The 13,519-nt window shown below is 69.2% G+C and carries 8 protein-coding genes; all 8 read left to right on the top strand.

Annotated elements, in window-relative coordinates; genetic code table 11:
- Positions 1-133: 133 nt before the first annotated feature.
- The 8 genes from leuS (at position 134) to CR938_RS12080 (ending at position 13,337) form a co-directional block, all read left to right on the top strand.
- Positions 134-2,782: a leucine--tRNA ligase gene (gene leuS, locus CR938_RS12115; protein ID WP_162125260.1), complete on the top strand. Its 2,649-nt coding sequence runs from the start codon at positions 134-136 to the stop codon at positions 2,780-2,782.
- A 182-nt stretch (positions 2,783-2,964) separates the two neighbouring features.
- Positions 2,965-3,540, top strand: a complete 576-nt coding sequence (locus tag CR938_RS12110) for an LPS-assembly lipoprotein LptE (protein WP_246191085.1) — start codon at positions 2,965-2,967, stop codon at positions 3,538-3,540.
- Positions 3,540-4,580, top strand: coding sequence for a DNA polymerase III subunit delta (gene holA, locus CR938_RS12105; protein ID WP_162125259.1), 1,041 nt, complete (start codon positions 3,540-3,542; stop codon positions 4,578-4,580). The genes CR938_RS12110 and holA overlap by 1 nt, the downstream gene beginning before the upstream one ends.
- Position 4,581: 1 nt before the next feature.
- Complete coding sequence (gene nadD, locus CR938_RS12100) at positions 4,582-5,226, top strand: nicotinate-nucleotide adenylyltransferase (protein ID WP_162125258.1); 645 nt, start codon at positions 4,582-4,584, stop codon at positions 5,224-5,226.
- 62 nt (positions 5,227-5,288) lie between these two features.
- The gene (rsfS, locus tag CR938_RS12095; RefSeq protein ID WP_162125257.1) at positions 5,289-5,690 is read left to right on the top strand and encodes a ribosome silencing factor; all 402 of its coding nucleotides are present in this window, start codon (positions 5,289-5,291) and stop codon (positions 5,688-5,690) included.
- Positions 5,691-5,763: 73 nt separating this feature from the next.
- Entirely contained in the window at positions 5,764-6,234 is a 471-nt protein-coding gene (gene rlmH / locus CR938_RS12090; protein ID WP_162125256.1) for a 23S rRNA (pseudouridine(1915)-N(3))-methyltransferase RlmH, read from the top strand.
- 353 nt (positions 6,235-6,587) lie between these two features.
- Positions 6,588-9,689 (top strand): TonB-dependent receptor, encoded by a 3,102-nt coding sequence (locus CR938_RS12085; RefSeq protein WP_246191084.1) that lies wholly within the window; start codon positions 6,588-6,590, stop codon positions 9,687-9,689.
- A gap of 645 nt (positions 9,690-10,334) precedes the next feature.
- On the top strand, positions 10,335-13,337 hold the full coding sequence (locus CR938_RS12080) for a TonB-dependent receptor (RefSeq protein WP_246191083.1): 3,003 nt from the start codon (positions 10,335-10,337) through the stop codon (positions 13,335-13,337).
- Positions 13,338-13,519 lie beyond the last annotated feature (182 nt).

Here is a 13,519-nt window from a genome sequence, read left to right as displayed (position 1 = left end):
GTCGGGTCCATGCGCGGGGCTCCGGTGGCCTGGGGCCGATGGTAGCCCGGTCCGGCGCGCCGCCGCCGCCAAGTGGAGTGCGTTGCTGCGCTGCGGTACCCTTGGCGACTTTGCCGCAGCCGTTCGAGCCGCAATGTCCGCCGTTCCCGAAACCGCCTCCTACGATCCGCGCAAGGTCGAGGCCGCCGCCCAGAAGTTCTGGGAGGACACCCGCGCCTTCGAGGTCGACGAGTCGTCCGACAAGCCCAAGTTCTACTGCCTGTCGATGCTGCCGTACCCGTCCGGTGCGCTGCACATGGGCCACGTGCGCAACTACACCATCGGCGACGTGATCAGCCGCTACAAGCGCATGATGGGCTACAACGTGCTGCAGCCGATGGGCTGGGACGCGTTCGGCCTGCCGGCGGAGAACGCCGCGATCAAGAACAAGGTCGCGCCGGCCAGGTGGACCTACAGGAACATCGAGCACATGCGTGCCCAGCTCAAGTTGCTGGGCTACGCCATCGACTGGTCGCGCGAGTTCGCCACCTGCACGCCGGACTACTACGTGCACGAGCAGCGCATGTTCGTGCGCCTGATGCGCAAGGGCCTGGCCTACCGCAAGAACGCGGTGGTCAACTGGGACCCGGTGGACCAGACCGTGCTGGCCAACGAGCAGGTCATCGACGGCCGCGGCTGGCGCTCGGGCGCGCTGGTCGAGAAGCGCGAGATCCCGCAGTGGTTCCTGCGCATCACCGACTACGCCCAGGAGCTGCTGGACGGCCTGGACGACCTGCCGGGCTGGCCGGAGGCGGTCAAGACCATGCAGCGCAACTGGATCGGCCGCTCCGAGGGCCTGGAGATCCAGTTCGACGTGGTGGACGCCGAGGGCCGGCCGCAGGAGCCGCTGGTGGTGTTCACCACCCGCCCGGACACGCTGATGGGCGTGACCTTCGTCTCCATCGCCGGCGAGCACCCGCTGGCGCAGAAGGTGGCCGCCAACAACCCGGAGCTGGCCGCGTTCCTGGCCGAGCTGCGCAAGGGGGGGGTGTCCGAGGCCGAGCTGGAGACCCAGGAAAAGCGCGGCATGGACACCGGCCTGAAGGCCGTGCACCCGATCACCGGCGAGAAGGTGCCGGTGTGGGTGGCCAACTTCGTGCTGATGGGCTACGGCACCGGTGCGGTGATGGCCGTGCCCGGCCACGACCAGCGCGACTTCGAGTTCGCCAGCAAGTACGGCCTGCCCAAGGTGCAGGTGATCCGCCTCAAGTCCCCGCGCAACGAGGAGGAGGCGACCTGGGATCCGCACACCTGGCGTGACTGGTACGGCGACAAGACCCGCGAGGACCTGGAGCTGGTCAACTCCGGCGAGTTCGACGGCCTGGACTACCGCGGCGCCTTCGAGGCCCTGGCCGAGCGCTTCGAGCGCCAGGGCCGTGGCCAGCGCCGGGTCAACTACCGCCTGCGCGACTGGGGCGTGAGCCGCCAGCGCTACTGGGGCTGCCCGATTCCGGTGATCTACTGCCCGCGCTGCGGCGCGGTGCCGGTGCCGGAGGACCAGCTGCCGGTGCTGCTGCCCGAGGACGTGGAGTTCACCGGCGTCGGCTCGCCGATCAAGACCGACCCGGAGTGGCGCAAGTGCAAGTGCCCCGAGTGCGGCGCCGACGCCGAGCGCGAGACCGACACCTTCGACACCTTCATGGAGTCGAGCTGGTACTACGCACGCTACACCTCGCCCAAGGCGCGGGAGATGGTGGACCGCCGCGGCAACTACTGGCTGCCGGTGGACCAGTACATCGGCGGCATCGAGCACGCCATCCTGCACCTGATGTACTTCCGCTTCTTCCACAAGCTGATGCGCGACGCGCGGCTGGTGGACAGCGACGAGCCGGCGGTGAACCTGCTCACCCAGGGCATGGTGATCGCCGAGACCTACTATCGCGAGGCCGGGAACGGTGCGCGCGAGTGGTTCAACCCGGCCGACGTGGAGGTCGAGCGCGACGAGCGCGGCCGCGTGGTCGCCGCGCGCCTGCGCAGCGACGGCCTGCCGGTGAAGATCGGCCCGGTCGAAAAGATGTCCAAGTCGAAGAACAACGGCGTGGACCCGCAGGCCATGGTCGAGAAGTACGGCGCCGACACCGTGCGCCTGTTCTCGATGTTCGCCGCTCCGCCGGAGCAGTCGCTGGAGTGGAACGAGGCCGGCGTGGAGGGCATGGCCCGCTTCCTGCGCCGCCTGTGGAACCAGGTGCACCGCCACGCCGAGGCCGGCCCGGCCCCGGCGCTGGACGTGGCCGCGCTGGACGCCGGGCAGAAGGCGCTGCGCCGCAAGACCCACGAGACCATCGCCAAGGTCAACGACGACTACGGCAAGCGCTACAGCTTCAACACCGCCATCGCCGCGGTGATGGAGCTGTCCAACGCCCTGGCGAAGTTCGACGACGCCAGCGGGCAGGGCCGCGCGGTGCGCCAGGAGGCGCTGGAGGCGGCGGTGCTGCTGCTCAACCCGATCACCCCGCACGCCTGCCACCACCTGTGGCAGGTGCTGGGCCACCCGGAGACGCTGCTGGAGGACGTCCCGTTCCCGCAGCCGGACCCGGCGGCGCTGGTCCGCGACGCGGTGACCCTGGCGGTGCAGGTCAACGGCAAGCTGCGCGGCACCATCGAGGTGGCCGCCGACGCCCCGCGCGAGCAGATCGAGGCGCTGGCCAAGGCCGAGCCCAACGCGGCCAAGTACCTGGAAGGCCTGACGGTGCGCAAGGTCATCATCGTCCCGGGCAAGATCGTCAACATCGTCGCCAACTGATGCGACGGCGGGCGCGCGGCCCCGGCCGCCGCCCGCCCCCGGCGTTTCCGTCCGCCCGCGCGGACGTCCCGGGCCGCCGCGCCACCGGCCCGGGCGCCGGACCCTCTCAAGCGGCGTTCACGGAGGATCGGTCAGGCTGCGCGCCTGTTGCCGCTCCCGGACCGCTCGTCCAGACTTGCCCCATGACCCGATCCGCGCCCACCACCGTCCGGTTCCTGCTCCTCCTGGCCGCCGCGCTGCCCCTGGCCGGCTGCGGCTTCCACCTGCGCGACCGCCTGGCCCTGCCGGAGGAGACGCCGCCGGTGCGGGTGGTGTCGACGACCCCGTACAGCGAGCTGGTGACCATCCTCGAGCGCAGCCTGCGCAATGCCGGCGTGGAGGTGGCCGAGGACGAGGTGCGCCGGGACGTGCCGGGCAGCGTGGCACGCCTGGAGATCCTGTCCGAGCGCTGGGGCGACCTGCCCATCGCCGTGGACGAGCGCGGCCGCGCCCAGGAGTTCAGCCTGCGCTACGCCACCGTGTTCGCCTTCCGACTGGCCGACGGGACCGAGCTGGTGCCGCAGCAGTCGGTGGAGCTGGCGCGCGACTACGTCTCCCCGCCGGTGAACGCCACCGGCACCAGCACCGAGCGCGAGATCCTGGCCGACGAGCTGCGCCGCGAGATGGCCGCCTCGATCCTGCGGCGCGTGGACAGCGTGGTCCGTGCCGGCGTGGCCCACCGTCCGGGCGAGGCGGCGCAGCCCGCGCCTGCCGACTGATGGAACTGCGGCCCGAACAGCTGGCCGCCCAGGCCGGCAAGCAGCCCCTGCAGCCGGCCTATCTGATCGCCGGTCCGGAACCCCTGCACGTGCTGGAGGCCGCCGACGCGGTACGCGCCCGCGCGCGCGCCGACGGCGCCGAGCGCGAGGTGTTCGAGTTCGACGGCCGCGAGCCGGATTGGAACGCGCTGGCGGCCAGCTTCGCCGCGCCAGGCCTGTTCGCCCCGCGCCGCCTGCTGGAGGTGCGCCTGCCCGGGGGCAAGCCGGGCAGGACCGGGGCGGAGGTGATCGGTGCCTTCTGTGCCGATCCGCCGCCGGACACCCACCTGCTGATCGTCGCCGACGAGTGGAGCAAGGCCCACCACGGCAAGTGGGTGGACGCCATCGCCCGCTGCGGCGTGGTCGCCATCGCCTGGGCGGTCAAGCCGCACGAGCTGCCGGCCTGGATCGACCGCCGCCTGCGCGAGCGCGGCCTGCGCGCCACTCCCGAGGCGGTGCAGGGCCTGGCCGAGCGCGTGGAGGGCAACCTGCTGGCGGCCGCCCAGGAGATCGACAAGCTGGCGCTGCTGGCGCCGGAAGGGACGCTGGACCTGGCCACCATGCAGTCGCTGGTGGCCGACGCCGCCCGCTACGACGTGTTCCGCCTGCTGGAGGCGTCCCTGTCCGGACAGCCAGCGCAGGTGCGGCGGATCCTGGCCGGGCTGCGCGCCGAGGGCGAGCAGGTGGCCGGGCTGATGCCGATGGTGGTGCGCGAGCTGCTGCGCGGCGCCGCCCTGGCCCAGGCCCAGGCGCGCGGCGCCAACCTGGCCGCGGAGATGAAGGCGCAGGGCCTGTGGGAGGCGCGCCAGGCGCCGTTCCGCCGCGCCCTGCAACGGCATTCCGCGCCGCTGCGCTGGACCCGCTTCGTCGCCTACGCCTCGCGCATCGACCGCGCGGCCAAGGGCCGCGGGCCGGGTGACCCGTGGCAGCTGCTGGAGCGCCTGCTTTTGGCCGTGGCCGAGGCGCCGGCCACGCGCCTGCTGGCGGGGGGGGGGCGCTGACGTGCTCCGGCTCTGGTACGGCGGCACCTTCGATCCGGTGCATGCCGGGCACCTGGCCATTGCCCGCGCCGCCGCCGCCGCCTTCGGCGTGCCGGTGATCCTGGCCCCGGCGGCCGATCCGCCGCACCGGCCGCCGCCGGGCGCGGCCGCGGCGCACCGTGCGCGCATGCTGGAACTGGCGGTGGCGGGCGATCCGCGCCTGCGCGTGGACCTGCGCGAGCTGCACCGCCCGGGGCCGTCCTGGACCGTGGACACCCTGCGCGGACTGCGCGCCGAGCTGGCCGCGGACGCGCCGCTGGCCCTGCTGCTGGGCGCCGACAGCTTCCGTTCGCTGCCCACCTGGAAGGAGTGGGAATGCCTGCCGGAGCTGGCCCACCTGGTGGTGGCCGAGCGCGCCGCCGGCGGCGACCTGGACGTGCTGCCGGAGGCGCTGGCCGCGGCGATGGCGGGGCGCTGGACGGAGGAGCCGGCGGCGCTGGCCGCGGCCCCGGCCGGACGCGTGTACCGCCTGCGCCAGCCGCTGCGCGGCGAGTCGGCCACCGCGGTGCGCCGGGCCATTGCCGCCGGCGAGCCGGACTGGGAGGCACAGGTGCCGGCGGCGGTGGCCGCCTACATCCGCGACCACGGCCTCTATCGCGCGCCCTGAACACGGCGCCCGCCGCCGCGCCGGTATAATCGGCACGGTCGTCCCGACCCGAGAAGAACCTCTTGAGCAGCCAGGCCCACGTCATCAAGACCCGACTCCCCGAACCGCCGCCGTCCGCCGAGGCGTTGCTGGCCACCGTCCGCGCCGCGGTCGAGGAGCTCAAGGCCAAGGAGGTGGTCGAGATCGACGTGCGCGGCAAGACCAGCGTCACCGACCATCTGGTCATCGCCTCCGGCACCTCGACCCGGCACGTGAAGTCCATCGCCGACGAGGTGATCAAGCAGACCAAGCAGCAGCTGGGCGTGACCCCGCTGGGCGTGGAGGGCGAGCGCGAGGCCGAGTGGGTGCTGGTGGACCTGGGCGACGTGGTCGTCCACATCATGCTGCCGCGCGTGCGCGAGTTCTACGCACTGGAGCGGTTGTGGACCGTCGGCGACCAGCCGCGCGACGAACTGGCCGGCTGAGCCGGCGCTCCGTTTCCTTCCGTGCGACTGCCGGGCCGCCGGCCGTGGTGGCGCGGCGGCGTATCATCCCCGCATGAAGGCCCGACTGATCGCCACCGGCGAGCGCGCCCCGTCGTGGGTGGCCGAAGGCTTCGCCGAGTACCGCAAGCGCCTGTCGCACTGGCTGCCGCTTGAGCTGGTCGAGATCGAGCCTGGCCTGCGCGGCAGGGGCCGCGACCCACAGCGGGCGATCGGGGAGGAAGGCAGGCGGGTGCTGGCCGCCCTGCCGAGAAACGCGCACGTGGTGGCCCTGGACGTGCCCGGGAAGCAGTGGAGCTCGGAGCAGCTGGCCCGGCGCCTGGCGCACTGGCGCCAGCAGGGCCGCGACCTGGCCTTCCTGATCGGCGGCCCGGAAGGGCACGCGCCCGAGGTGCGTGCCGCCGCGCACGAGCTCTGGTCCCTGGGACCGCTGACCCTGCCGCACATGCTGGTGCGGCTGGTGGTGGCCGAGCAGCTGTACCGCGCTGCGGCGATGCTGGCCAACCATCCCTATCACCGCGCCTGAGCGCATGCCGGCCCGCCGGGACGGGCCGGTCCTCTCCTTTTCTTTCCGTTCCGTTCGACACCCGGCCTGCGGCGTTGCCCCTGCCGGTCGGCGTGCCGCGCCCTCCGGGCAGGCGATGCCGGATCGGGCGCGTTTGTTCTGCTGGTGGATTTGCAGGGGTGCGATTGCTCCTGTTCAGTTTCGAGGGTGGAGAAAATCGAAATAACAATTTGTTATTTGTCAAGGCATTCCCCTTGCCCGGATTGGCGGCTTGGTTGTTACATTCGCATTAATCCGGGGTGAAGGTTTCCTCGGAAATCTCGCGTCGGGTTGTTCGTCTTTCCAGATCCTTTAGGGGACCGAATATGGCGTATGTGAACAGGGGACGCATTCCCAAGAGCCTGAGGCGCACCACGCTCTGCATCGCACTGGGCATGTGCTTTGCGGGCGCCGTGCAGGCGCAGTCCGTCACGGGCAGCATCTTCGGCGTCGCGCCGGCCGAACCGGGCACCACGGTGGTCATCCAGAACCTGGATACCGGGCAGACCCGAACGCTGAACGTGGATTCCAACGGCCGTTACCGTGCCTCGGACCTTCCGGGTGGCAATTACCGGGTCACCCTGCAGAAGGACGGCCAGACCATCAGTGTCCGCGACAACGTGCTGGTGACCATCGCCGGCGGTACCGAAGTGTCGTTCCGCGGCGACGTGCAGACGCTGGAGCGCGTGGAGGTCACCGGCGCCTACATCCCGGTGGTGGACGTGTCGCAGGTGGACACCCGCACGGTGTTCACCGCCGACCAGCTGTCCAAGATCTCCGTCGGCCGCGACATCGCCAGCGTCGCCCTGCTGGCGCCGGGCGTGGTGCGCAACGACAGCTACCGCGACGGCAACGGCCAGACCATCCCGAGCTTCGGCGGCGCGGCCTCCTCGGAGAACGCGTACTACATCAACGGCTATCCGGTCACCAACCCGCTGACCTCGCTGGGCTACACCACACTGCCGTTCGACGCCATCGGCCAGCAGCAGATCCTGACCGGCGGCTACGGCGCCGAGTTCGGCCGCTCCACCGGTGGCGTGATCAACATCGTCACCAAGCGCGGCACCAACGAGTGGAAGGGTGGCGTCTACACCATCTGGACGCCGGAGGCGCTGCGCTCCTCGCCGCGCAACTACTACTACCCGAACACCGGCTTCTATGGCCCGGACCATCCGGATCCGACCCGCCGCACCGACGGCACGCTTTACCAGTACCGCAAGAAGAACCTGTCCTGGGAAGCCACCCTTGGCGCCTACGTCAGCGGCCCGCTGGTCAAGGACCGCCTGTTCATCTACGCCGACGTCGAGCAGACCCGGCGCGAGGGCGCGGGCGTGGCCAGCACCCGCACGGCGGCGCCGACCACGACCAACGCCTACCAGGAGTACCAGTACGAGTATCCGCGCTGGGCGGTGAAGCTCGACTGGAACATCAACGACTACCACATGCTCGAGTTCACCGGCATTTCCGACGTGACCGAGTACGAGTCGGCCGGCTACACCTTCAACTACGAGGACTTCACCCACGGCACCGAGCAGAACGCCGGCACCAGGGACAAGGACGATTCGAAGCTGTACGTGGCCAAGTACACCGGCTACCTGACCGACGACCTGACCCTGTCGGCGCTGTACGGCCGCCAGAAGATCGAGCATTCCCAGGATCCGTGGGGCTACGACCCGACCTGCCCGCGCACCTCCTCCAGCGCGGCCAGCCGCCATCCGTCCATCCCGGCGGCCAACTACGCCGGCTGCTGGACCGCGGGCACGGTCAGCCTGCCGGGCGCCTACGACGAGACCGAGGGCTGGCGCCTGGACGTCGGCTACCGCCTGGGCAACCACGACATCCGCATCGGCTTCGACTCGATGGATGCCGAGTCCTACACCGGCACCGAGTACGGTGGCGGCTTCGTCTGGGTGTATTCGCGCACCAACAATCCGAACGCCCCGATCGACGCCTCGCACGGTGTGGGCGCTCCTGCGGCCGCCGGCGGCCTGGGCACCCAGGGCTACTACGTCCGCCGCCAGTACTACACCCAGGTGGCCAAGGTCCGCACCGAGCAGTCGGCCCAGTACATCGAAGACCGCTGGCAGGTCACCGACAACTTCCTGCTGGTGCTGGGCCTGCGCAACGAGCAGTTCACCAACTACACCGGCGGTGGCGAGCCGTACGTGAAGCAGCGCCACCAGCTGGCCCCGCGCATCGGCGCCTCGTGGGACGTGAACGGCGACTCCAGCCTCAAGCTGTTCGCCAACGCCGGCCGCTACCACCTGGCCCTGCCGAACAACGTGGCCGTGCGCGCCGCCTCCGGCTCGCTCTACACCCAGGAGTACTTCACCTACACCGGCGTGGACGAGAAGGGCAACCCGACCGGTCTGGTGAACGTCCCGGTCACCGACGTCGGCTACCTGTGCCCGGGCAGCAGCACCGTGATCTCGTCCAACCTGGAGTGCGGCAACGCACCCGACCCGCGCACCGTGGCGGCCGTGGGCCTGAAGTCCCACTTCCAGGACGAGTTCATCGTCGGCATGGAGCAGGACCTGGGCAACAATCTCGCCTGGGGCGCGAAGCTGACCTACCGCGACCTGAAGAGCGCCATCGACGATACCTGCACCCCGGCGCTGGGTGGCGGCTGCTTCATCTTCAACCCGGGCCGCGGCAACACGTTCTGGGAGGAGCAGGCCGACGGCAGCTTCCAGAAGGTGCACTACACCGCCGAGGAGCTGGCCCTGCCCGACCTGAAGCGCCGCTACTACGCGCTGGACCTGTTCGTCGAGCACGCCTTCGCCAACAACTGGTGGGGCAAGGTCGAGTACACCTTCTCGCGCAACTGGGGCAACACCGAGGGCCAGCTGCACTCCGACCTGGACACCGGCTCCGGCGGCCAGTCCGACGTGTCGGTGACCCAGGACTGGGACCTGCCGCAGCTGATGGTCGGTGCCAGCGGCCCGCTGCCGAACCACCGCAAGCACCAGCTGAAGGCCTTCGGCTTCTACCAGTGGTCGCCCGAGTGGCGCACCGGTGCGTCGCTGATCGTGGCCTCCGGCCGTCCGCGTTCGTGCACCAGCTACTACCCGACCGCGGATGCGGGCCTGTACAACGGCTCGTACTACTACTTCTGCGGCCTGGCCGGCACGGGCACGGACCCGAGCTCGCCCGGCTACGTGCCGCCTTCGGATGACTACCGGTTCTCGCCGCGCGGCTCGGCCGGGACCAATCCCTGGACCTACCAGCTGAACCTCAACGTGGCCTACACCCCGAACTGGGCCAACAACAAGCTGACCTTCCAGATGGACGTGCTGAACGTCCTGAACCGGCAGGTCGCGGCCCCCTGGTACGGCCGTTACGCCTCCGACCGCGTGACGCCGGATCCGCGGTTCGGCCAGGAGCTGCTGTACTCCTCGCCGCGCGCCGTGCGTCTGACGGCCCGTTACGACTTCTAAGCCTGGAGGTTCTCTCCTGATTCGGCCGCCGGCCCGCGCCGGCGGCCTTTTTCTTTTCCCGTCCGGCGTGCGCGCATGCGGGCCCGGCCGTGGATTCCGGGCGGGGAGACCCGCGTACCGGGGCGCGCGGGAGACGCATGCCGGCCGCATCCTGCCCGATGCAGCCAATTCCCCATGCCGTCGTGCCCGGACCGTCCCGGATGAAACCAAACCTCCCGCCCGCTGGATGCCCGTGATGGCGGGGCCAGGCCGTGGTGGGAGCCTTCCACCGGAGGGCAGGCGTCCGTCCCGTCACCGATGCATTGGCGGGGAGCGCCCGCGGTGCCGCTATTTGGTTTTATCAAACACTGAATCGTTTATTTCACGCCGGAAAGAAAAACGATGCCGATCAACGGTTTTGCAATGAAAAGGTTTCTCATGAATCCAAATGCGCACTGTTTATGGCTGAAAAAGAGCTGGTTATATTCCAGTTAACCGGTGCCTCGTTCATGCTCCATTAGTGTTCACAGTGCCGGCTGGCCCGGCACTTGCTGCTCCGTGCGCTCTTCGTGTGCCGGGTCGCGATCCAGTCCTTATCCAACTACAGGGGATGGTGGAGTGACCGACATGAAGAATCCTTCTCGCGCGAAAAGCATCAGGCGGAGCATGCTCAGCCTGGCGCTGGGCATGTGCATCGCCGGAACCGCCTGGGCGGCCGACCCCGGTGGCCTGCGCATCACCATCACCGGTGCCGACGGCAGGCCTGTCGCCGGCGCCACGGTGAGGGTCAGTTCTCCGGACAGCCTGGTGAGCAAGAGCGGCGTGACCGGCGAGGACGGCACGGTGCGCCTGCAGGGCCTGGACCCTGCCACCAACTACACGGTGCAGATCAACGCCGACGGCTACAACGAATACACCGCCTCCAACGTAGCGGTCGTGTCGGGCAGGAACCTGAGCCTGGGCTACAGCCTGGGCGGCGGCGGCAGGAGCGTGGACGCCACCACCCTGGATGCCGTGGTGGTCACCGGTGCCTCGCTGGCCGCCATCGACACCACCTCTGCCACGGTGGGTACGACCCTGACCCTGCAGATGGTGGAGTCGCTGCCCACCGGCCGCAGCTACCAGAGCTACCTGCAGCTGGTCCCGGGCGTGAAGCCCAGCCCCAGCGGAAATCCTTCGTCCAAGTCCGGCGTCAACTACCAGGATATCGGCGGTGCGGCCGGCACCTCCTCGGACAACGTCTACATCATCGACGGCGTGGACGTCACCGACCCGGACACCGGCACCTTCGGAGCGAACTTCAACTCGGAAATCATCCAGGAGCAGCAGGTCATCACCGGCGGCGTGCCGGCCGAGTACGCCGGCGGCGCGGGCCTGATCTCCAAGGTGGTCACCAAGTCCGGCGGCGACGAGTGGCACGGCTCGATCAACTACTACCTGCAGAACGACTCGCTGGTGGCCCGCGACAAGCACAGCACCTCCGGCGGCTTCTCCACCTACGACACGGCGCTGACCCTCGGCGGCCCGATCATCAAGGAGAAGCTGTGGTTCTTCGCCTCCTACCAGAAGAAGGGGCGTGAGGAGGACGTGCTCAACGGTTCCACCGGCGAGTTCATGCGCACGGTCAAGACCGACCAGGACCTGGCCTTCCTGAAGGCGACCTGGCAGATCACCGAAGCCGACCGCCTGACCGCGATCTTCTTCAACGACCCGTACACCCGCAACGGCAGCACCTCCTCGACCACGCTCAACAACCGCGACACCGCGCGCGAGCAGGGCGGCGACAACTACAAGCTGGAGTACACCCGCACCGGCGAGAACCTGCTGCTGAGCGCCTATGCCTTCACACACGAGGGCGAGGTGTCGAACTTCCCGTCGGTCACCGACATCTCGCTCAACAACGTGGCCTTCCGGCGCCCCTCCACGGTGGAGGAGCGCAGCCAGGGCGGCGGCGGCACCATCCTCATCACCGAGCGCAACCGCGACGAGTTCGGCCTGAGCGCCGAGTACTTCCTGGACACCTCGTTCGGCACGCACACCATCAAGGGCGGCTTCACCTACACGGAGAACGAGTACTTCGAGGATTCGCGCATCTCCGGCGACGGCGCCCGCTACAGCTCCATCGCCGCCGAGAATGCCGGCGTGTCGTTCGCCGACTTCGTGGGCTCAGGCTGGTCGGGCACCCGCTCCATCGTACAGGGCGACATCCCGCGCATCCTCGGCACGACCGGCGGCTTCGGCATCGCCAACGCCAGCGCCGCGGACCAGGCCTACTTCACCAGCCTGCTGGACGCCAACGGGGACGGCACCATCTCCCCGGACGAGGTCATGGCCTACCGGTTCACCGGCACCGCAGGCAACCCCACCGGCCAGGTGAACAACTACCGCATCATCGAGGTCGCGGCGGCGCCGTACAGCGTCAAGACCAAGGGCAAGGCGTTCTACCTGCAGGACACCTGGACGCTGAACCAGTGGACGGTCAACGCCGGCATCCGTGCCGAGGAATGGATCCACTACGACTCCCGCGGCGACAAGTCCGCCAAGTTCGACTGGGACGTCGCGCCGCGCCTGTCGGTGGTGTACGACCTGTTCGGCGACGGCCGCAGCAAGATCTGGGCCTTCGGCGGCCGCTACTACGACCCGATCCGCACCAACATGGCGGACTTCGCCGGCAACCTGACCGGCCCGGAGCTGCACGAGCAGATCTTCCTCGGCGACCGCTGGCTGACCTTCCGCAGTCGTGGCGGCCCGAAGACCCCGGACGCCCTGTTCGCGCCGTCCACGAAGACGCCGTACACGGACGAATTCTTGATCGGCTACTCGACCACCTTCCGCAACGACATCAGCCTGTCGGTCACCTACACCGAGCGCAAGACCCGCGACGTCCTGGAGGACTACGACCTGACGCTGTACTCGGACCCGGACGTGCCCACGGGTGATCCCGACTGGTTCGGCTATGCCGGCCCCGGTTCGCTGTACTACCTGCCGTACTCGTACTTCGGCTACAGCGAGAAGCCGGATTCGAACTACGTGATCGCCACGCTGGCCGGCGGCAAGCGCGACTACCGCGGCATCGAGGTCACCCTGCAGAAGTTCAAGACCGACCGCTGGCAGGGCATGGTGTCGTACACCTACAACGACGCCAAGGGCAACACCAACTCGGACTCCAACGCGGACTTCCAGGGCGACTGGATCGCGCTGGACCCGCGCGCGCCCAACATGTACGGTCCGCAGCCCGGCAACATCAAGCACCAGTTCAAGGCCTTCGGCTCGTACGAGTTCGACATCGGCGTGGAGCTGTCAGCGGTGTTCAACTGGAACAGCGGCATGCTGTACACCACCTCGCAGCTGATCTCCTCGCGCTACCTGCCGATCATGGACGAGGACGGCTACGAGCACGGCGGCGTGTGGGACACCTGGGTGCTGCCGAACACGGTCGGCGCCAACACCGGCCCGTCCTACTACACCCTCGACGTCCGCGCCAAGTACGTGAAGGAACTGGCGGTGGGCCAGCTCGAGTTCTTCGTGGACGTGTTCAACGTCCTCAACAAGCAGATGGCCATCAGCCACATGGCCCTGGCCGACGGCGACGGCGTGTACGACTTCGGCCGGCCCAACGCCTGGGTCGAGCCGCGCCGCGCCTATGTGGGCGTGCGCTATTCGTTCTGAACCGCGGGCGGTTTTTCCACTGGGTGGGACCGGCGCCTTCGGGCGCCGGTTTTTTTTGGTTCTTCTCCCAACTGAGGGGAGAGAGGCGCACGGCCGACCCGGCAGAATTGTTGTTCTCGAGGCAACAAAACGGGGCCGGCCGTGGCCGAAGTGGATTGTATGTCCCAGCTGGGTGGCTGGAA

This window comes from Pseudoxanthomonas taiwanensis (genome assembly GCF_010093135.1).
Classification (GTDB): Bacteria; Pseudomonadota; Gammaproteobacteria; order Xanthomonadales; family Xanthomonadaceae; genus Pseudoxanthomonas; species Pseudoxanthomonas taiwanensis.
This window is presented reverse-complemented; position numbering and strand designations above follow the sequence as displayed.